This window comes from Xanthomonas sp. F14 (assembly GCF_014199865.1).
The window spans coordinates 577,989-597,291 of sequence record NZ_JACHOM010000001.1; the positions used below are offsets into that span (position 1 = coordinate 577,989).

General features: G+C 65.6%; 17 protein-coding genes and 1 other RNA gene. 13 read left to right on the plus strand and 5 right to left on the minus strand.

Features of this window, described 5'->3' with window-relative positions; all coding sequences use genetic code 11:
* Window positions 1-163 precede the first annotated feature (163 nt).
* The gene (locus GGR73_RS02540) at window positions 164-889 is read left to right on the plus strand and encodes an OmpA family protein (protein WP_184455506.1); all 726 of its coding nucleotides are present in this window, start codon (window positions 164-166) and stop codon (window positions 887-889) included.
* 904 nt (window positions 890-1,793) lie between these two features.
* On the opposite strand, the gene GGR73_RS02545 is transcribed toward GGR73_RS02540, so the two are convergent.
* Entirely contained in the window at window positions 1,794-2,828 is a 1,035-nt protein-coding gene (locus tag GGR73_RS02545) for a LysR family transcriptional regulator (RefSeq protein ID WP_054592674.1), read from the minus strand.
* 129 nt (window positions 2,829-2,957) lie between these two features.
* On the opposite strand from GGR73_RS02545, the gene GGR73_RS02550 reads away from it, so the two are divergent.
* From GGR73_RS02550 to GGR73_RS02575, 6 genes are all read left to right on the plus strand, one after another.
* Entirely contained in the window at window positions 2,958-3,185 is a 228-nt protein-coding gene (locus GGR73_RS02550; RefSeq protein ID WP_080960786.1) for a hypothetical protein, read from the plus strand.
* On the plus strand, window positions 3,182-3,955 hold the full coding sequence (locus GGR73_RS02555; protein ID WP_046342206.1) for an SDR family NAD(P)-dependent oxidoreductase: 774 nt from the start codon (window positions 3,182-3,184) through the stop codon (window positions 3,953-3,955). The genes GGR73_RS02550 and GGR73_RS02555 overlap by 4 nt, the downstream gene beginning before the upstream one ends.
* Window positions 3,952-5,142 (plus strand): efflux RND transporter periplasmic adaptor subunit, encoded by a 1,191-nt coding sequence (locus GGR73_RS02560; protein WP_184455508.1) that lies wholly within the window; start codon window positions 3,952-3,954, stop codon window positions 5,140-5,142. Before GGR73_RS02555 ends, GGR73_RS02560 begins: the two co-directional genes overlap by 4 nt.
* 105 nt (window positions 5,143-5,247) lie before the next feature.
* On the plus strand, window positions 5,248-8,418 hold the full coding sequence (locus tag GGR73_RS02565) for an efflux RND transporter permease subunit (RefSeq protein WP_184455510.1): 3,171 nt from the start codon (window positions 5,248-5,250) through the stop codon (window positions 8,416-8,418).
* A gap of 43 nt (window positions 8,419-8,461) precedes the next feature.
* Complete coding sequence (locus GGR73_RS02570; RefSeq protein ID WP_016904913.1) at window positions 8,462-9,193, plus strand: SDR family oxidoreductase; 732 nt, start codon at window positions 8,462-8,464, stop codon at window positions 9,191-9,193.
* Complete coding sequence (locus GGR73_RS02575; protein WP_046342208.1) at window positions 9,187-10,611, plus strand: efflux transporter outer membrane subunit; 1,425 nt, start codon at window positions 9,187-9,189, stop codon at window positions 10,609-10,611. Before GGR73_RS02570 ends, GGR73_RS02575 begins: the two co-directional genes overlap by 7 nt.
* A gap of 136 nt (window positions 10,612-10,747) precedes the next feature.
* Here GGR73_RS02575 and GGR73_RS02580 read toward each other — a convergent pair whose 3' ends face one another.
* Entirely contained in the window at window positions 10,748-11,722 is a 975-nt protein-coding gene (locus GGR73_RS02580; protein ID WP_046342209.1) for a GGDEF domain-containing protein, read from the minus strand.
* Between the two features lie 94 nt (window positions 11,723-11,816).
* Here GGR73_RS02580 and GGR73_RS02585 point away from each other — a divergent pair, with 94 nt between their 5' ends.
* Window positions 11,817-12,122, plus strand: coding sequence for a hypothetical protein (locus GGR73_RS02585; protein ID WP_046342210.1), 306 nt, complete (start codon window positions 11,817-11,819; stop codon window positions 12,120-12,122).
* A gap of 97 nt (window positions 12,123-12,219) precedes the next feature.
* On the opposite strand, the gene GGR73_RS02590 is transcribed toward GGR73_RS02585, so the two are convergent.
* A complete protein-coding gene (locus tag GGR73_RS02590) occupies window positions 12,220-13,917 on the minus strand; it encodes a GGDEF domain-containing protein (protein WP_184455512.1) in 1,698 nt (565 codons plus the stop codon).
* Window positions 13,918-14,072: 155 nt separating this feature from the next.
* Between GGR73_RS02590 and GGR73_RS02595 the strand changes: the two genes are divergently transcribed.
* Window positions 14,073-14,321: a hypothetical protein gene (locus GGR73_RS02595; RefSeq protein ID WP_065032450.1), complete on the plus strand. Its 249-nt coding sequence runs from the start codon at window positions 14,073-14,075 to the stop codon at window positions 14,319-14,321.
* Window positions 14,322-14,428: 107 nt separating this feature from the next.
* The gene (locus GGR73_RS02600) at window positions 14,429-14,599 is read left to right on the plus strand and encodes a hypothetical protein (RefSeq protein WP_166771132.1); all 171 of its coding nucleotides are present in this window, start codon (window positions 14,429-14,431) and stop codon (window positions 14,597-14,599) included.
* 187 nt (window positions 14,600-14,786) lie between these two features.
* Here the strand turns inward: GGR73_RS02600 and ssrA are convergent.
* Window positions 14,787-15,183: a transfer-messenger RNA gene (ssrA, locus tag GGR73_RS02605) on the minus strand.
* A gap of 133 nt (window positions 15,184-15,316) precedes the next feature.
* On the opposite strand from ssrA, the gene GGR73_RS02610 reads away from it, so the two are divergent.
* On the plus strand, window positions 15,317-17,773 hold the full coding sequence (locus GGR73_RS02610) for a S8 family peptidase (RefSeq protein ID WP_184455514.1): 2,457 nt from the start codon (window positions 15,317-15,319) through the stop codon (window positions 17,771-17,773).
* Between the two features lie 142 nt (window positions 17,774-17,915).
* Here the strand turns inward: GGR73_RS02610 and smpB are convergent, their stop codons facing one another.
* Complete coding sequence (gene smpB, locus GGR73_RS02615) at window positions 17,916-18,419, minus strand: SsrA-binding protein SmpB (RefSeq protein WP_006449452.1); 504 nt, start codon at window positions 18,417-18,419, stop codon at window positions 17,916-17,918.
* Window positions 18,420-18,479: 60 nt separating this feature from the next.
* Between smpB and GGR73_RS02620 the strand changes: the two genes are divergently transcribed.
* Both GGR73_RS02620 and GGR73_RS02625 read left to right on the plus strand, forming a co-directional pair.
* Complete coding sequence (locus GGR73_RS02620) at window positions 18,480-18,911, plus strand: type II toxin-antitoxin system RatA family toxin (protein ID WP_184455516.1); 432 nt, start codon at window positions 18,480-18,482, stop codon at window positions 18,909-18,911.
* 2 nt (window positions 18,912-18,913) lie between these two features.
* The gene (locus GGR73_RS02625) at window positions 18,914-19,189 is read left to right on the plus strand and encodes an RnfH family protein (RefSeq protein ID WP_016901566.1); all 276 of its coding nucleotides are present in this window, start codon (window positions 18,914-18,916) and stop codon (window positions 19,187-19,189) included.
* Window positions 19,190-19,303 lie beyond the last annotated feature (114 nt).

Here is a 19,303-nt window from a genome sequence, read left to right on the forward strand (position 1 = left end):
CGTGACGCGGATACATGGTGCTGTCCACGCAGAAAACGGTTTCCTGAATGCAGCACTAGCTACGCGCGATTGGAGGTCGGTTTCATCATGCGCCAGTCGCGTTGGCCTGTTTATCCTCGCCGACACGATTGAGTGCCGGATGGTCCGGCCACAGGAGAACACCATGTCCCCAGCAGCCATAAAGAGCCTTGCCGTTGCCCTGGCCAGCGCCATTGCGTTGTCCGCCTGCGCAACCGGCGGCTCGTATGTGCAGCGCGACCAGTACGGCGAGCAGACCCAACAGCAGAACCGCACCGGCCGCAATGCGCTGATTGGCACAGCGATCGGCGTGGCCGCTGGTCTGCTGACCGGCGACAGCGCCACCGAGCGTCGCCAGCATGCGATGGTCGGCGCCGGCATCGGCGCGCTCAGCGGCGCGGCGGTTGGCCAGTATCAGGATCGTCAGGAGCGCGCACTGCGTGAGCGCACCGCCAACACCGGCATCGAAGTGCAGCGCCAGGGCGACAACATCACCCTGAACCTGCCCGACGGCATCACCTTCGACTTCGGCAAGTCTGCATTGAAGCCGCAGTTCTACAGCGCGCTCAATGGCGTGGCGTCCACACTGCGCGAGTACAACCAGACCATGGTGGAAGTGGTCGGTCACACCGACAGCGTCGGCAGCGACGCGGTCAACCAGCGTCTGTCCGAAGAACGCGCCGGCGCGGTCGCGCAATATCTGACCGCACAAGGCGTGCAGCGTGAGCGCATGGAAACCATGGGCGCCGGCAAGCGTTACCCGATCGCCGACAACAGCACCGATGCCGGCCGCGCACAGAACCGCCGCGTCGAAATCCGCCTGATCCCGCTGCGCTCGGAGGGTGCCGGGAACAACACGGGCATGCGTTGAGTTTGCCGCACTGAATCGTGGCGAGTCGATCGACGAGCCGCGATGGGTAAGCAAGACAGGCCGCGAAAGCGGCCTGTTTTTTTTGCGCTGCGAATTTTCTGATCAGGCGCATCAGGTGCAAAGCTGCCGATCTGAGGGTTTTCTGCAGGGCCCTTGCCCGCCCACCATCGCGGGACACGCCGCAAGTACGTCCGTGTAGGCTCTTACGCGGCATCCATGCCGCGTAAGGTCCCGCGACGGTGGGCGGGCAAGGACCTGTCGGGATGGTCGGTGTGCGTGGTTGCAAGCAAGGCAAGCCGTAGGTTGCTCGGAGCACTAAGTGTTCGATCAACCTCTCGCCATTTTCCCATCGCAAACCGAGCAACAAACGGACTTTCAACACGCAAGCTACAAACGTCGCATCTGCTATCGCAAGCCGAGCAACAATCTTTAAAAAAGCAGCCGACCAACTCTCTGGTGCGGTGTCCTTGCCGGTTGCGGGACCCTCGGCGGCATGGATGCCGCCGAGGAGCCTCCACGGACGGATTCACGGCGTGTCCCGCAAGCGGTGAGGGCACCGCGCACTCGACCGACTGATCTTTTGACTTGCAGCTAGACGTTATCGCTAGGCATTGACCAACGCAGCTTCGGATCTCCAGACCACGCTAAAGCGCGCGCGCGCGGTCGCTTCAAGATTGCATCGGTCGACAGCGGTATGGTGACTTCGCCACGACCAAAAGTGCCGGCGCTTGATGGACTCGACACTGCTGCAGAAATTCGGGATTCGGGATTCGGGATTCGGGATTCGAGATTTGTAGCAGCCGGGAAGTTTTCGCTTGTACGGGCAAGGCCTCCTCATCCGCCATTCGGACACCTTCTCCCGAGGGGAGAAGGGTGCTCCGTTAGGCGACTATTCGAGTACGAACTACGCCGTGACGTTTTCCAGGATGCGCTTGCCTTCTGCACGCAGTTCCGCGTCTGCGCCGACCTCGATCTTTGCATCGTTGTCGGCCTTTTGCGCGGCCAGACGCGCGGGGCACTGCGCCATCATGTAGTCCGCGTCGAAGTTCATCCGCGTCACCAGGAAATCCACGAAGGCGCGCACTTTCGGCGAGACCAGGCGGCCGCCGGCGAACACCGCGTTGAAGTCCACCTCCGGCCCGGTCCAACCCGCGAGCACCCGGCGCACCAGACCCGATTGCACGAACGGCTTGGCCATCACATCGCCGGTCAACAGCAAGCCTTCGCCGCATAACACCGCGCCATTGAGCGCAGCCGGATCGTTGGCCACCATCAACGGATTGACCGGGAAATCGCGCACATCGCTGCCGTCGCTGAGCGACCAGAAAAAGCGGTTGTTGTGCACGTTGCGGTTCTTGCGCAGCGCCAGCGTGCGATGGAACTGCAGCTCGTCCGGATGCAGCGGCTCGCCATAGCGCTCGATGTAGGACGGGCTGGCGAAGACCTGCGTGCGCAGGCTGCCGAGCTTGCGCGCCACCAGATTGGAATCGGGCAGCGCGCCGACGCGCAGTGCCAGATCGGCTTCGCCGCCGATCAGGTCCAGCTTCTCGTTGCCCAGATGCATGTCCAGCTGGATTTCCGGGTATTGCGCATGGAACTCGCCCAGCAACGGCGCGATCCAGGTGATGCCCAGCGAGTAGGGCACGGTGAAGCGCAGCCAGCCGCGCGGACCAGACTGCAATTGCCCGACGGCGCTCTCGGCCTCTTCCAGTTCGCGTGCGATGCGTTGGCAATGTTCGTGATAGACCGAGCCGGCTTCGGTCAGGCCGATGCGGCGCGTGGTCCGGTGCAGCAGGCGGGCACCCAGGCGGGTTTCCAGTTCCTGCACCTTGCGGCTGACGGTGGTCTTGGGCAGGCCAAGCGCGTTGGCGGCGGCGATGAAGCTGCCTTGTTCGACCACCTTGACGAAGATCAGGGTGTCGTTGAGATCGTGAGTCATGGGACTGCCTTCCGGGGGTCAGGAGGGATTAGACCGCTTACGGGACGATTATTCCCCTAAATCCGGACTAATCAAGTGCTGGTTTGGGGCCTAACTTATGCGGCATCCCCTCCATGCAGGAGCACGGCCATGTGGTTGTGCAATGTTTTCGGCTTGTCGTCGACATCGCGTAGCGCCATCGAAGGTGCCTTCGATCCAGTGGTTTCCACAGCGAGAGGCCCGCGTGCCGGCGTTTCGCGCACTTTCTCGGCATCGCCCCGGCGTCAGGCCGGCGGCGCGCCGACACAGCGGACTGGACTGTCGGCGCGTCTGGCGCAGCGCGGAATTGTCCCGATGTCGGGAGTGAAAGTCCCATGACCGGGATGGTCCAATCCGAGACGGCCGTCATTGGCGGCGCGGGCAATGTCGGCGCCGGTATCGTCGCCGCCTTGCTCGATGCCCGGATGCCGGTGCTGGTGATTGGACGCGACGCCGCCAAGCTCGACGCGCTGCGCGCGCAGCATGGCAATACACCGCTGCTGGAAACCTTGCAGGGCTCGGTCGCCGACGACGCTTCGGCGCAGGCGCTGGCCGGCGAGCTGGCCCAGCGCCCGCGTCCGCTGGCGGCGGTGATCGCCAGCGTGGGCAGCCCGCTCAAGGCCGGCCGCCTGCTGGACCGCCCGGTCACTGCGCTGCGTCGCCGCATCGAGCGCGACGTGCTGCCGCACCTGGCGGCCGCGCGGCATCTGCTGCCGCTGCTGGCCGAGGCCGAGGGCGGCGGCCGCTATCTGCTGCTGGGTAGCCCCTGCGCGCTGCGCGCCTGGGCCGCGCACGGCGATACCTCGATCGCCGCTGCCGCCACCCGCATGCTCGCCCAGGTCCTGCACGAGGAAGCCAAGCCGCTCGGCGTCCGCGTGCACCTGCTGTCGGTCGAGCAGCCGGTGTGTACGCCGGGCCGTGCCAAGGATGCGTGTCCGGAATGGATCCGCGCCGTGGATGTCGGCCGCGCGGCGGTCTCGCTGATCGCCGGGCCTGGCCAGCCCGGGCAAGCCATCGTGACCGTCAGCCGTCGCCTGCACGCCGCTCCATCGGCCGACCGGCTCGCCGGTCTGCATTTTCCCATCCCCACCCGAGAGATTTCCCCATGACCCCGAACGCCACCCCGTTCCGTTTTCCCTTGCGTACTGTGTTGACGGGCGCCGTACTCGCGGTTGTGCTGGCCGGTTGCGGCAGCAAGGCTGCCGAGACCGGCGCGCCGCCGCCGCCCAGCGTCAGCGTCGCCCCGGTGTTGCTGAAGGAGATCAGCCAGTGGGACGAATTCAGCGGCCGCATCGAGCCGGTGGAAAGCGTCGAGCTGCGCCCGCGCGTGTCCGGCTACATCGACAAGGTCAACTACGTCGAAGGCGCCGAAGTGAAGAAGGGCGATGTGCTCTTCAGCATCGACGACCGCAGCTACCGTGCCGAATTCGCGCGCGCCAACGCGGCGCTGGTGCGTGCACGCACGCAGTCCACGCTGGCCCGCAGCGAAGCGGCACGCGCCCGCAAATTGTCCGACCAGCAGGCCATTTCGACCGAGACTTGGGAGCAGCGCCGCGCTGCCGCCGATCAGGCCGACGCCGATCTGCTGGCCGCACAGGCCGCGCTGGATACCGCCAAGCTCAACCTGGACTGGACCCGCGTGCGTGCGCCGATCGATGGCCGCGCCGGGCGTGCGATGGTCACCGCCGGCAATCTGGTCACCGCCAGCGACAGCGCCAGCGTGCTGACCACGCTGGTGTCGCTGGACAAGGTGTTCGTGTACTTCGATGCCGACGAAGGCACCTTCCTGCGTTATTCGCAGATGGCGCGCAACGGCGAGCGTCCGGATGCGCGCGGCGGCGAGTTGCCGGTGCGCATCGGCCTGGTCGGCGAACAGGGCTTCCCGCACACCGGGCGTGTGGATTTCCTGGATAACCAGGTGACCCGCAGCACCGGCACCATCCGCGTGCGCGCGGTGCTGGACAACGCGCAGCGCCAGTTCACGCCGGGCCTGTATGCACACGTGCAGTTGCTGGGCAGCGGCCAGTTCAAGGCCATGCTGGTCGACGAAAAGGCCGTGCTGACCGATCAGGACCGCAAGTACGTGTACGTGGTCGACAAGGACGGCAAGGCGCAACGGCGCGACATCGAGCTGGGCCGCAGTGCCGACGGCCTGCGCATCGTGCGCAAGGGACTGGTCGCCGGCGACCGCGTGGTGGTCGATGGCGTGCAGAAGATCTTCATGCCCGGCATGCCGGTCGATGCCAAGACCGTGGCCATGGCCACCGCACCGGACAAGCGCACCGCCTCGAACTGATTCATCGCTGCATCGCACCCGTGACCACCGGCCTTGAAACAAGGCCGGTCCGGGGCCGCTGTGCCGCGCCGCCACCCGGCGGCAACCTCTTTCAGGACCACCCCAATGGACTTTTCCCGTTTTTTCATCGACCGGCCGATCTTTGCCGCGGTGCTGTCGATCATCATCTTCGCTGCCGGCCTGATCGCCATGCCGCTGCTGCCCATCAGCGAGTACCCGGAAGTGGTACCGCCGAGCGTGCAGGTGCGTGCGGTGTATCCGGGCGCCAACCCCAAGGTCATCGCCGAGACCGTCGCCACGCCGCTTGAGGAAGCCATCAACGGCGTGGAAGACATGATGTACATGAAGTCGGTCGCCGGCTCCGATGGCGTGCTGGTGGTCACCGTGACCTTCAAGCCGGGCACCGATCCGGACCAGGCGCAGGTGCAGGTGCAGAACCGCGTCAGTCAGGCGCAGGCGCGTCTGCCCGAGGACGTACGGCGCCAGGGCGTGACCACGCAGAAGCAGTCGCCGACGCTGACCATGGTCGTGCATCTGACCTCGCCCAAGGGCAAGTACGACTCGCTGTACCTGAGCAACTACGCCACCTTGAAGGTCAAGGACGAACTGTCGCGCCTGCCGGGCGTGGGCCAGATCCAGATCTTCGGTGCCGGCGATTACGCCATGCGCATCTGGCTGGATCCGGACAAGGTCGCCGCGCGCGGGCTGACCGCCAGCGACGTTGTGGCGGCCATCCGCGAGCAGAACGTGCAGGTTTCTGCCGGCCAGCTCGGTGCCGAGCCGATGCCCAACAAGAGCGACTTCCTGCTGTCGATCAATGCGCAGGGCCGCCTGACCACCGAAGAAGAGTTCGGCAACATCGTGATCCGCAGCGGCAACAGCGGCGAGATCGTGCGCCTGTCGGATGTGGCGCGTCTGGAACTGGGTGCGGGCAACTACACCCTGCGCTCGCAGCTGGACAACAAGAACGCGGTGGGCATGGGCGTGTTCCAGTCGCCGGGTGCCAACGCGATCGAATTGTCCGATGCGGTGCGCGCCAAGATGGCGGAGCTGGAAAAGCAGTTCCCGCAGGACATGGCGTGGTCGGCTGCGTACGACCCGACCGTGTTCGTGCGCGACTCGATCAGCGCGGTGGTGCACACGCTGCTGGAAGCGGTGCTGCTGGTGGTGCTGGTGGTGATCCTGTTCCTGCAGACCTGGCGCGCCTCGATCATTCCGTTGCTGGCAGTGCCGGTGTCGGTGGTCGGTACGTTCGCCGCGCTCTACCTGCTGGGTTTTTCGATCAACACGCTGAGCCTGTTCGGCCTGGTGCTGGCGATCGGCATCGTGGTCGACGATGCGATCGTGGTGGTGGAAAACGTCGAGCGCAACATCGAAGAAGGGCTGGCCCCATTGGCTGCTGCGCATCAGGCGATGCGCGAGGTGTCCGGGCCGATCATCGCCATCGCGCTGGTACTGTGCGCGGTGTTCGTGCCGATGGCGTTCCTGTCGGGCGTGACCGGCCAGTTCTACAAGCAGTTCGCGGTGACCATCGCCATTTCCACGGTGATTTCGGCGATCAATTCGCTGACCCTGTCGCCGGCACTGGCCGCCATGCTGCTCAAGCCGCATGACGCACCGAAGGATGGCCCGTCGCGGTTGATCGATCGCTTGTTCGGCTGGTTGTTCCGTCCGTTCAATCGCTTCTTCAACAGCAGTTCGCACAAGTACCAGGGCGCGGTCTCGCGCACCCTGGGCAAGCGTGGCGCGGTGTTCGCGGTGTATGTGCTGCTGCTGGTGGTCACCGGTTTCATGTTCAAGGTGGTGCCGGGCGGCTTCATTCCGACCCAGGACAAGCTGTACCTGATTGCCGGTACCAAGTTGCCGGAAGGCGCCTCGCTGGAACGCACCAACGAAGTGATCCGTCAGATCACCCAGATCGCGCTGCAGACCGAAGGCGTGGACCACGCGATTGCGTTCCCGGGCCTAAACCCGCTGCAGTTCACCAACACGCCCAATACCGGCACGGTGTTCCTGACGCTCAAGCCGTTCAGCCAGCGCAGCCGCACTGCGGCGCAGATCAATGCGGAGATCAACGCCCGCATCAGCCAGATCCAGCAGGGTTTTGCGTTTGCGTTCATGCCGCCGCCGATCCTGGGCCTGGGGCAGGGCTCGGGCTACTCGCTGTACATCCAGGACCGCGCCGGTCTGGGCTATGGCCAGTTGCAGAGTGCGGTCAATGCGATGTCCGGTGCGATCTCGCAGACGCCGGGCATGCAGTTCCCGATCGGCACGTATCAGGCCAATGTGCCGCAGCTCGATGCCAAGGTCGATCGCGACAAGGCCAAGGCGCAGGGCGTGCCGCTGACCAACCTGTTCGACACCTTGCAGACCTATCTGGGTTCGTCCTACATCAACGACTTCAATCGCTTCGGTCGCACCTATCAGGTGATCGCCCAGGCCGACGGACAGTTCCGCGACAGCGTCGAAGACATCGCCAACCTGCGCACCCGCAACGATCGCGGGCAGATGGTGCCGATCGGCAGCATGGTCACGCTGGGCCAGACCTACGGCCCGGATCCGGTGATCCGCTACAACGGCTACCCGGCGGCCGACCTGATCGGTGAAGCGGACCCGCGCGTGCTCTCCTCCGCCCAGGCGATGCAGACGCTGGCCGGCATGGCGCCGAAGGTGTTGCCCAACGGCATGAACATCGAGTGGACCGATCTGAGCTATCAGCAGTCCACCCAGGGCAACTCGGCGTTGATCGTGTTCCCGATGGCGGTGTTGCTGGCGTTCCTGGTGCTGGCCGCGTTGTACGAGAGCTGGACGCTGCCGCTGGCGGTGATCCTGATCGTGCCGATGACCTTGCTGTCGGCCTTGTTTGGTGTGTGGCTCACCGGCGGCGACAACAACGTGTTCGTGCAGGTGGGGTTGGTGGTGCTGATGGGCCTCGCGTGCAAGAACGCGATCCTGATCGTGGAGTTCGCCCGCGAACTCGAAATGCACGGCAAGGGCATCGTCGAGGCCGCGCTCGAAGCCTGCCGCCTGCGTCTGCGTCCGATCGTGATGACCTCCATCGCCTTCATCGCCGGCACCGTGCCGCTGGTGTTCGGGCATGGCGCCGGCGCCGAAGTGCGCTCGGTCACCGGTATCACCGTGTTCGCCGGCATGCTCGGTGTGACCTTGTTCGGCCTGTTCCTGACCCCGGTGTTCTACGTGGCACTGCGCAAGTGGGTCACCCGTCGCGAACCCGCTGCACCGGCCACCGTTGCGCACGATCACGTCAAGGCGTGAGTGCGTCGTCCCCAATCCCCATTCGCAGTACAAGGACATTGAAATGAGCAACCACAAGATCGCATTGGTCACCGGCGCCACCCGCGGCATCGGCCTGGAAACCGTTCGGCAACTGGCCCAGGCCGGCGTGCATACGCTGCTGGCCGGGCGCAAGCGCGACGATGCCGTCGCCGCCGCACTCAAGCTGCAGGCCGAAGGCCTGCCGGTGGAAGCCATCCAGCTCGACGTCAACGACGACATCAGCATCGCTGCGGCAGTCGGCACGGTGGAGCAGCGTCACGGCCACCTGGACATCCTGATCAACAACGCCGGCATCATGATCGAGGACATGCAGCGCACGCCGTCGCAGCAGAGCCTGGAGGTGTGGAAGCGCACCTTCGACACCAACCTGTTCGCGGTCGTCAGCGTCACCAAGGCGTTCCTGCCGCTGCTGCGTCGCTCGCTGGCCGGGCGCATCGTCAATGTGTCCAGCATGCTCGGCTCGCTGACCCTGCACACCCAGCCCGGTTCGCCGATCTACGACTTCAAGATTCCCGCCTACGACGCCTCCAAGAGCGCGGTCAACAGCTGGACGGTGCACCTGGCCCATGAGCTGCGCGACACCGCCATCAAGGTCAACACCGTGCATCCGGGCTACGTCAAAACCGACATGAACGGTGGCGGCGGCGAGATCGAGGTGGAGCAGGGCGCGCACAGCAGCGTGCAAATGGCATTGCTCGACGCGCACGGCGCCACCGGCAGCTTTACGCATCTGGGAGAAGTATTGCCATGGTAAGAACCTTTCTGAGCGTGGCACTGGCTGCGCTGGTGCTCAGCGGCTGCGCGGTGGGGCCGGATTACCGGCCCGACCCGCCGGCCGCGGTGACCTTGCAGGGCGCGCAGGATGCGGCCTTCAGCGGCGAATCACCGGTCGGTAATTGGTGGTCGCAGTTCGACGACCCGGTGCTGGAACAACTGGTGCGCGATGCCTTGTTCGCCAACCACGATCTGCGCATCGCCGTGTCGCGCGTCAAGCAGGCACGCGCGGTGTTCGTCGAGCGTCGCCTCGACCAGGCCCCGCACATCACTGCGCAGGGCAGCTTCGATCGACGCGAACAACAGCAGGTGGTTGCCGGCAACCAGCGCTTCCTCACCGAGCAGACCACCCTGGGTCTGGATGCGGCCTGGGAGCTGGACCTGTTCGGCCGCCAGCGGCGCGCCTCGGAAGCGGCGCGTGCGGATCTGGAAGCCGAGCAGGCCGGCCTGCTCGACGTGCAGGTCACCGTCGCTGCCGAAGTGGCGCGCAACTACTTCGAGTTGCGCGGCACGCAAAAGCAGTTGGAGGTGTCCAAGCGCACGCTGACCAACCTGCACGACACCCAGCGGCTTACGCAGACGCGTTGGGACCTGGGCGCCGGCAGCGAACTGGATGTGCAGAGCAGCCTGGCGCGCCTGAAGGCGATCGAGGCGGACATTCCGTTGCTGGAAACCGCCGAGGCGCAGTACCGCCATCGCCTGGCGGTGCTGCTCGGCCAGGCGCCCAACGCCCTGGACGCCACCCTGGTAGCGCGCACCACGCCCGCGTTCGCACGTGCGTTGCCCTTGGGCGATACCGCCGGCTTGCTGCGTCAGCGCCCGGACGTGCGCAGCGCCGAACGCCGCCTGGCAGCGGCCACCGCGCAAGTCGGCGTGGCCACCGCGGATCTGTTCCCGCGCATCAGCGTCAGCGGCTTTGTCGGCTTCCTGTCCGGCGACGCGGCCAGGCTGACCGAGGGCAGCGGCAAGGCCTGGTCGATCACCCCGTCGATCAGCTGGGCGGCATTCGACTTTGGCACCGTGCGTGCCCGCCTGCGTGCCAGCAAGGCGCAGGCCGACGGTGCCTTGGCGCAATACCAGCAGACCGTGTTGCTGGCGCTGGAAGACACCGAGAACGCCTTGATCGGCTACGGTCGCCAGCAGGCGCGCCTGGCGATCGTGGTGGAGCAGGCCAATGCGGCGCGACGTGCCGAACAACTGGCGCAGATCCGCTACCGCGAGGGCTCGGAAGACTTCCTGACCCTGCTGGACGCGCAACGCACCCAGCTGGCCGCCGACGATGCGTTGGCGCAGGCCGAGGCCGCGGTGAATGTCGGCGTGGTCGGGGTGTACAAGGCGCTGGGCGGCTGGAAGCAGGGCGAAGCGCCTGCAGCACCGGTGGCCGTGCTCAATCGGTGAGGCAGGCCTGCAGGGCGACCGTCAGGTCGCCCTGCAGGGACCCGGCTGCGCCAACGCCTCGTCGGCCGATACGGCGGCTGGATTCCGGGCGACCGTCGGCATGCCTGCCGACCGGCCGATCACACGAGGGCTGCGCTCAGTCGGCCACCCGCACGCTGTCGCGGCCGCCGTTCTTGGCCAGATACAGCGCCGCATCGGCACGCGAAAACCAGTCCTGCCAATGCGTTTCGCCATCGTGGCGCGCCGCGCCCAGCGACACCGTGATCCGCCCACCCGGGCCACGCAGCCCGTTGCGGATCACCTTGCGCAGGCGCTCGGTGGCCGCTTCCAGTTCCTGCAGGGAGCCGGCACGCAACAGCACCACGAATTCTTCGCCGCCGAAGCGGAACACCTGGTGTGGCTCACGCACTTCGAAGCGCAGGATGGTGGCCAGATCCGACAACGCGGCGTCGCCTGCGGCGTGCCCGTAGAGATCATTGACCTCCTTGAAATGGTCCAGATCCAGGATGATCAGGCTGTTGAGCCGTTCATGCGGCTGGCGTCGGTCGATCTGATGGGTGAGCGCACGCTCCAGCATGCGCCGGTTGGGCAGGCCGGTCAGCGCATCCAGCGAGGCCAGCTCTTCCAGATGCACGCGGTCATCCTGCATGCGCAGCGAGAACGCATACCCCACCGCCAGCGTCACCAGCGTCACCACGACCGTCGACACGCCCTGGCCGGGGCTGACGATCAGGCCCGGCAACAGCAGCAGCGCCGCCAGCAGCGGCAGGCTCAGCAGCACGGCGCGTTGCGGGCCGCACAGGAAGTAATTGGTGGCCAGCACCGGAAACAGCCAGGGCAGGGCGCCATCGCCGCCGGTCCAGCAGGCCACCAGACAGCCGCCCACATTGATCGAGGCCAGCCACACGCCGCCAGCGCCGGTGCGCTCTGCATCGCGCATCTTCCAGCCACGCCATATCGCAAGCACACCGAGCGATGCAGTGATCAGGCAGGCCAGCGCCTGACCGGTAATGGCCAGGTACACCGCATAGAGGCAAAGCAACAGCGCGGTGATCGGCCCCAGCATCTTGACGATGCCGAGGCGGAAATCCCGCCGCAGGTGGAGGATCACAGGGAAGGTTCTATAGGAGTCGGCATCATTATCGGCGGAGCCTTGCGAAAGTTGAGCGTGCACGCGCCGCGGCAGCGGGTCGGAAAATGAAGCGTTGCCGGGTCGGGCTTCGCACATCCTTGACGGCCGTGCCGCAACCGTAGCGTCTTTGCCGTCGGAGTCTGCCATGCCCACACGCGAAGAACTCGACATGCGCCTGGACGCGCTGCAGGACGAACTGCCGCAGCTATCGGCCGATGAAGACGCGGATTTCGACTATCTCGATTTTCAGGCGCGTGCCCAGGCCGTGCTCAGCAGTGCCGCGGCCGAGGACGCGGCCTATGTGCGGACCCGCGTCGACAACATGCTGGCGGGTGCCGGCCTGATTCCAACCGATGCGGACGGGCGCAGTTGCGCTTGATGCCCGCTGTGCGCGGTCAGTGCAGTTCCTGCATTGCGGGCGCGCGTGGCGCGTCGGTATGCCCGCAGACGCAGGTCCAATCTGATAACGGCATGTCTCAGCCTGCGGCTGCGGTGCCCGCACTCACTACCTGATTGCGTCCGGCCTGCTTGGCGCGGTACAGCGCCTCGTCCGCGCGACGCAGCAACTGCGCCATATTGCCCGCATGTTGGGGAAAGCTGGCCGCACCGAACGAGGCGCTGACCTTCGGCAACGACACGCCATCGGCCATCACCTGCAGCGTTTCGATGCCGGCACGCAGCTTCTCGGCCATCCTGCAGGCGGTCGCCAGATCCACTTCCGGCAGGATGATCGTCAACTCCTCGCCGCCATAGCGGCAGCAGATGTCTTCGCCGCGCGTCTGCGCCAGCAGGAATTCGCCGATCGCCGCCAGCACGCGGTCGCCGCCGCTGTGGCCGTGCAGATCGTTGAACTGCTTGAAGTGGTCCACGTCCAGCATCAGCACCGACAAAGGGAGGGCCCGCCGCGTGCAGCGCGCCAGTTCGTGATTGAGCGCTTCTTCGAGATAACGGCGGTTGTACAGACCGGTTAACGGATCGCGAATGGATTGCTGGCGCAGCGTCTCGCGCAGGCGCAGGTTGTGCAACGCCAGCGATAGTTGTTCGGCTGCGGCCTCGGCCACGGTCAACGAGGCCAGATCGCGCGGATCCTCGCTGCGTAGCGCCAGCATCCCCAGTTGCGTGCCTTGAGCCGATAGCGGGATGCAGGCGGTGCTCGCATGCGCCGGAAGATTGGCGCCGATGTGTTGGCAGAGCATGCCCTGGTTGGCGTCTTCCACCACATGCGTGCGGTCGCGGCGCAAGGCCCAGCACGTATCCGGGGCGATGCTGGCGTTGTCGTCGTCGGCCATCGTGCCCCAGGCCACCACCTGTTCGGCACGATCGCGCGAGGCGCGCAGCAAATAGACCGCGCCGGCCGCGCCCGGGATCAGCGGAGCGATCGTGCGGGCGGTGATTTCCAGCGCTTCCTCGGCATTGCGGCAGTTCTGCAGTAGGCCCGAGTAACGTGCCAGCGCCTCCAGCCCGGCCGACGTGCGTTCGAGCGTGGCGAACGATTCGATCAGGCGTTCGCTGGTCGTGCTGGCCGCGTCTTCGGCGAGCACGCGCCGTTCCAGTTCGCGCGACAGCAACCGGTAGGCCAGCAACATCACCAGCAAGCCGCTGAAAATCCCGACCACCGTGACCCACAGCACCCACTGCGCGCTGCGCGCATTGGTGTCGGTACGCTTCACCAGTTGCTGGCGTTCCAGTTCCGTCATGGTCTGCACCTGGCGGCGCAGCGACGACGAAGTCTGGAACACGCCGCGTGCGATCGAGGCGCGCGCGCCATCCAGGCCCTGCTTGCGATAGCTGTGCAACAGGTCATTGATCTGGACCAGGCGCATGTCCACCAGGCGTCCGAGCGCCACGACGTTGCGCCGCTGCACCGGGTTGTCCTGCACCAGGGCATCCAGCCGCACGATGCGCTCGGGAAGCCGCCCGATCGCATCGGCGTACACCCCGAGAAACGCTTCGTTGTCGGTCAGGACATAGCCACGCACCGACGACTCTGCCGACAGCATACCGGCCTGGATCTCGTCGATGCTGGCGATCACTTCCTGCGTATGCGTCACCCAGCCGGCATCGGCCAGCGAGCGCTGCGTGGTGAAATAACCGCCCACGCCGATCAGGACGAAGATCACCCCGCCAAGCAACAAGGCGCCGGCGGCGTGACGTTTTGCGTTCCTGGTTAACACCGTGTTCCCCTGACATCGATTGTCTGGTTGAGGCTGATGCAAGTCGCGTGCCCATGCTCCACTTCGCTTGTCAGTCAGCTGCGGGACGGGCTTGAGGTCGCTCCGGCGCCGGCACGACGGTATCCTTCATTCTCGTCACCGAGCCGGGCAACAGAGTGGTCATTTTCCTTGGTAGCTATCGATTGACCTGTCGCGCTGCCCGGGGCGATGGCCCCAGCCGCGGCTGGGTCGCCGACTGGCAGATCGCCCAGATTGGGGCCGGCAGCGCCGGCGACCTGGCGGGCAGCGCCCTGTCTGCCACGTTTCCCGACCACCGCAGCGCCATGGCCGCCGCCCGGGTTGCCGGCATGGTGACGCTGGAAGCGATGCATGCCGAAGCGCAGCGGCAGCTCGAGTCCGCGTGAGCGGCATGCGTGCCCGGTCGCATCGACCACGCCGGCACCGCACCAGCTGGCATACGGTTTGCTTCCAGCCCTGAGCAACGCTGGGGAGCGTCTTGGACGGAAGCGACATGCAAGAGCCCAACAAAAGTGCCCTGGCCCTGCTGCAGCAGGAAGCCACCGAACTGCTCGCGCTATTCGATCAACTGCGTGGCGATGCAGTGCCGGCGCATGACGCGGACAGCGTCGTCGCAACCGCATCCACCGAATGCACCGAACAGACCGCCCACGTCACTAATTGACTCAGCAGGTAAGCCCGCCGCCGTCTGCGATGCAGGGGCTGTCAGGCGAGACGCGATGCGCCATTCTGTCAGCGCCATGTCGCTGCCGAGCGTGCGTCACCACGGCAGGGTATCGCCCATGAAAAAGGCCGGAAGCCCTCTGCATCGAGGAGTCCCGGCCTTAGTCGGTCGTCTTAGGACCGTTGTTTGGTGGAGGTGGGCGGAATCGAACCGCCGTCCGGAAGCACTCCATCCCCAGCACTACATGCTTAGCCCTCCGTTAGATCTCATTCCCAGGCAGCACGGTTGGCAAAGCGCACCTGGAAACCAGCCTGCTTTATCTAACCGGTAGCTGACAGGCAGCCACTACCGATGGTTCCGTGATAATGACCCTACACCTACGAGCACGGGCACAAGTAGGTTCGGGGGTTCGCCTTAGGCGGCTGTAGAACTACAACTAAAGCCAATTAAGCGGCGATAGCGAAGTCCGAACCGTAGTTGTCATCGTTGGCAACTAAAAGTTTGCTGCTGGATTAACGAGGAAAGCTGCCCCCTCGGCATGCGCCAAGCGACTTCGCGACCCCCGTCGAAACCAGTGCACCCCCGGGGAAAGCATCAAAACGCTGACCTGATCAGTGTAGGGATCGGAGCGCCCTGTCACAAGTGGTGAGACGTGCAGCGCTTACAGTGGCTTCAGTCCTATCGGACGGAAAAGTCTGGTAATCAAGGAGCCAAACGATGGCGACAGGCAAGCCCCCAGGTCCGCGGCAGGCACGCAGCACGCCCCGCAAACGCGCACCGGGCGTCGACGCCCCCAGGCCTCGACGCGCAGCCAAGGCTGCGCAGCAGCAGGCGCAGGACACCGTACTGACGCGCGTGCAGGGCAAGGCGCGCACCGTGATCTACATCCATGGCATCGGCAACAAGCCGCCGGCCGAGGTGCTGCGCTGTCAGTGGGACAAGGCCTTGTTCGGGCGGCCGATGGGCGAGCGCACGCGCCTGGCGTACTGGGTCAATCGCGAGCGCTATCCGGTTGCCGAACCCGGTAACTGCGACGCACGCGATGTCGGCCCGGCGCTCAATCAGAGCGTGCAGCGCGCCCTGAGCACGCTTGGGCTGGTGCCAGGCGAGCAGGATCTGCATCTGCTTGCCGATGCGTTGGCGCAGAGCGAGCAAGAGCGTGTCGATCTGCACCGCTTGCTGGACGAACTGGATGCCGCGCCCGCGATGCCGGCGGCGGGCCAGGTGCAGGCCAAAGGTCCGATCGATGCGATCAACCGCGTGCTGCTGCGGCTGATCTCCGCCGCGCTGCTGCAGGACGTGCACGATTTGTTCTTCGTGCCCGAGCGTGCGGCGCTGATGCGCGAGAGCCTGACGCAGCGGTTGCGTTCGGGTGGCGGGCCGTTTGTGGTGGTGGCGCACAGCCAGGGATCGATGATCGCCTTTGACGTGTTGCGTCAGCTCCAGGCGGAAGAGTGCGAGGTCAGCCTGTTCCTGACCCTGGGCTCGCCCTTGGGCCTGCCGCAGGTGCGCAGCATGTTCAAGCGCTGGACCGGCACACGCAAGCTGCCGTTTCCCGCGTGCGTACGGCGCTGGATCAACGTGGCCGACACGCGCGACCCGATCGCGCTGGATCCGGATCTCGGCGACGACATCGCCAATGCCAAGGGGCGCTTCGAAAACCTCGCGGGCGCGCGCCTGAATCCGGACTGGCAGCACAACGCGCATTCGGGCTCGGGCTATCTGTCGATTCCGCAGGTGCGCGCGGCGGTGCGCGAAGCGGTGGGCCTCGGCTTCGACCAACCGGTCTCCAATGCGGTGCTGATCAAGGATCTCAGCGAGCAGCTGGAAGCGCATGGCGCCGAGTACCGGCATGAGGTGCTGATCGAGCTGGATCGCCGGTTGCTGGGCGACGACCCGGCCGCCACCCGTGCGCTGCTGTTGGCGCAGTTGCGCCAGACCGCTGCAGCGACCACCGGCTTGAGCGGCGATGCGCTGGACGAGGCGATCGAGCTGGAAGATGGCTTGCAGCGGTTCGTGTCGGCGCGGCTGACGCGGTTCGAGATCGAATCGCTGCAGGACCGCTACCGCGCGCTGGGATTCCGGCGCGTGTGGCGCGATGCCGGCAAGCGCGCGTTGATCAACGTGTCCGGCAACGTCCTGCATGCCGATGCGGCGCGCACCGCGTATCGCGCGCGCGGGCAACAGATCGGCTGGGCGGTGCTGGACACCGGTATCGCAGCCAGTCACCCGCATTTCTTCGCAAAGGGAGAGCGCGACACGGTGGTCGCGCAATGGGATTGCACGCGGCGGGGTGCAGCCAGGCGATTGACGCGCGCCGACGGCGATGCCTTCGCTCGGCTGGATCGTCACGGGCACGGCACGCATATCGCCGGGATCATCGCCGGCCATAGCCGCGCGGTGATTCCCGACGCGCAGGGCAACCCGGGCAAACCGCTGGAGTTTGCCGGCATGGCGCCGGACACCCAGCTGTACGGGTTCAAGGTGCTGGACGATGCCGGCAACGGCCGTGATTCCTGGATGATCAAGGCGGTGCAGCAGGTGGCAGCGATCAACGAGCGCGCCGGCGAGCTGGTCATCCACGGCGTCAATCTGAGCCTGGGCGGTTACTTCGATCCGGAGAGCTACGGCTGCGGTTTTACGCCGCTGTGCAACGAGTTGCGGCGGCTATGGCGGCAAGGCGTGCTGGTGGTGGTGGCCGCCGGCAACGAAGGTCTGGCCTGGTTGATGCGCAACGATGGCGATGCGTATCCGGCCAACATGGATCTGTCGATCAGCGACCCGGGCAATCTGGAAGACGCCATCGTGGTCGGCTCGGTGCACAAGAGCAGCCCGCACAATTACGGCGTGTCGTATTTTTCGTCGCGCGGACCGACCGCCGATGGGCGCGGCAAGCCGGATGTCGTGGCGCCGGGTGAAAAGATCCTGTCGGCCTATTACGATTTCGACCCGAAAGATCCGGCCAGCCTGATGGTGGAGATGAGCGGCACCAGCATGGCCGCACCGCACGTCTCCGGCGTGCTGGCCGGCTTCCTCTCCGCCCGCCGCGAGTTCATCGGCTTCCCGGATCGGGTCAAGCAGCTGATGCTGGACACCAGCACCGACCTGCAACGCGATCGCTATGTGCAGGGCAGGGGAGTGCCGAATTTGATGCGGATGCTTGGAGCGACGTGATTCGGGATTAGGAATTGGGGATTCGCAAGAGCATGGATTCTACGCGCTGCGTTGCTCGCCGGGGCCTAGAGCCATGCAAACGCCGGCTGCGAATGGCTTTGCCTTTACCAATCCCCAATGCCGAATCCCCAAACCCGGCTACTCACGCATCCCGGTTATGCCGCCGCATCACGCGCTGCTTGTCGCGTTGCCAGTCACGGTCCTTGGCGGCGTCGCGCTTGTCGTGGTTCTGCTTGCCCTTGGCCAGCGCGATTTCCAGCTTGACCTTGTTGTTGCTCCAGTACAGCGCTGTCGGCACCAGGGTGTAGCCGTCGCGTTCGACGCTGCTCAGCACCTTGTCGATTTCCCGGCGGTGCAGCAGCAGCTTGCGATCGCGGCGTTCCACCGGCACGGTGTGGCTGGAGGCCTGGATCAGCGGGGTGATCTGCGCGCCGATCAGGAAGATCTCGCCGGAGCGCACATAGGCGTAGCCATCGATGATGTTGGCGCGGCCGGCGCGGATCGCCTTGACCTCCCAGCCCTGCAGGGCCAAGCCGGCTTCGTAGCGCTCTTCCAGGTGGTATTCATGGCGCGCACGCTTGTTCAGCGCGATGGTTTTCGTGGCCGTCGCGCCGTTTGCTTTATCCTTGGCTGGTTTCTTGCTCATGCCGCCATTGTCGCCGATTCGGCGTCATCAAACGATCTTCTGTCTTTCACAAGTTAGCGAATGCCTACCATCCGTCGCAGCGCCCTGGTCGAACACAGCGCCACCCGCATGTTCGATCTGGTCAATGATGTTGCCGCCTATCCGCGCCGTTTCGGCTGGTGCGATGCTGCGCAGGTGCTTGAACAGGACCAGGCGCATATCGTGGCGCGGCTGGATCTGGGGTTGGGGTCGTTCCGCACCTGGTTCACCACCGAAAACGTGCTCGAACGTCCGCAGCGCATCGTCATGCATCTGCGCGACGGGCCGTTCAAGCGCCTGGAAGGCCTGTGGGATTTTCAGTCGCTGGGCGAGAACGCCTGCAAGGTCAGCCTGACCCTGGAGGTGGAAACCAGCTCGCGGCTGTTGGGTCCGGCGCTGGCGCTGGGCTTTCAAGGCCTGGCCGACCGCATGGTCAACGATTTCGTGCGGGTCGCCGATCGCGGCGACGTCTGAGCATGCGGGTCGACGTCGTGCTGGCCTGGCCGGACCGCTGCAGTTCGGTATCGCTGGAGCTGGCCGAGGGCGCCACCGTGGCCGAGGCGATTGCCGCCTCCGGTCTGGCACCGGATCGACCGCCTGCCGCGCAGGCCATCCATGGGCTCATCGCACGCGCGGATCAGGTGCTGCGCGACGGCGACCGGGTGGAATTGCTCAGACCGCTGCTGCTGGATCCGAAGGAGGCACGGCGTCGCCGTGCCGGACCGAGCAAAAAGGCCGGTCCCAACGGATAGCTGTTGGCCGGCACTGCGATGCATGTGCGCTGTGCGCAACAGCGAGCTCTTCTGTTGAGCGATCTGGACAAGCGAGCGCAGCCGGTGGCTTGAACAGGCGCATGTCGCCGCAAG

Coding starts and splice junctions, on each gene's coding strand:
- GGR73_RS02540 (WP_184455506.1), top strand. CDS start 164: ATGTCCCCAGCAGCCATAAAGAGCCTTGCCGTTGCCCTGGCCAGCGCC.
- GGR73_RS02545 (WP_054592674.1), bottom strand. CDS start 2,828: ATGACTCACGATCTCAACGACACCCTGATCTTCGTCAAGGTGGTCGAA.
- GGR73_RS02550 (WP_080960786.1), top strand. CDS start 2,958: ATGTGGTTGTGCAATGTTTTCGGCTTGTCGTCGACATCGCGTAGCGCC.
- GGR73_RS02555 (WP_046342206.1), top strand. CDS start 3,182: ATGACCGGGATGGTCCAATCCGAGACGGCCGTCATTGGCGGCGCGGGC.
- GGR73_RS02560 (WP_184455508.1), top strand. CDS start 3,952: ATGACCCCGAACGCCACCCCGTTCCGTTTTCCCTTGCGTACTGTGTTG.
- GGR73_RS02565 (WP_184455510.1), top strand. CDS start 5,248: ATGGACTTTTCCCGTTTTTTCATCGACCGGCCGATCTTTGCCGCGGTG.
- GGR73_RS02570 (WP_016904913.1), top strand. CDS start 8,462: ATGAGCAACCACAAGATCGCATTGGTCACCGGCGCCACCCGCGGCATC.
- GGR73_RS02575 (WP_046342208.1), top strand. CDS start 9,187: ATGGTAAGAACCTTTCTGAGCGTGGCACTGGCTGCGCTGGTGCTCAGC.
- GGR73_RS02600 (WP_166771132.1), top strand. CDS start 14,429: ATGCAAGAGCCCAACAAAAGTGCCCTGGCCCTGCTGCAGCAGGAAGCC.
- GGR73_RS02610 (WP_184455514.1), top strand. CDS start 15,317: ATGGCGACAGGCAAGCCCCCAGGTCCGCGGCAGGCACGCAGCACGCCC.
- smpB (WP_006449452.1), bottom strand. CDS start 18,419: ATGAGCAAGAAACCAGCCAAGGATAAAGCAAACGGCGCGACGGCCACG.
- GGR73_RS02620 (WP_184455516.1), top strand. CDS start 18,480: ATGCCTACCATCCGTCGCAGCGCCCTGGTCGAACACAGCGCCACCCGC.
- GGR73_RS02625 (WP_016901566.1), top strand. CDS start 18,914: ATGCGGGTCGACGTCGTGCTGGCCTGGCCGGACCGCTGCAGTTCGGTA.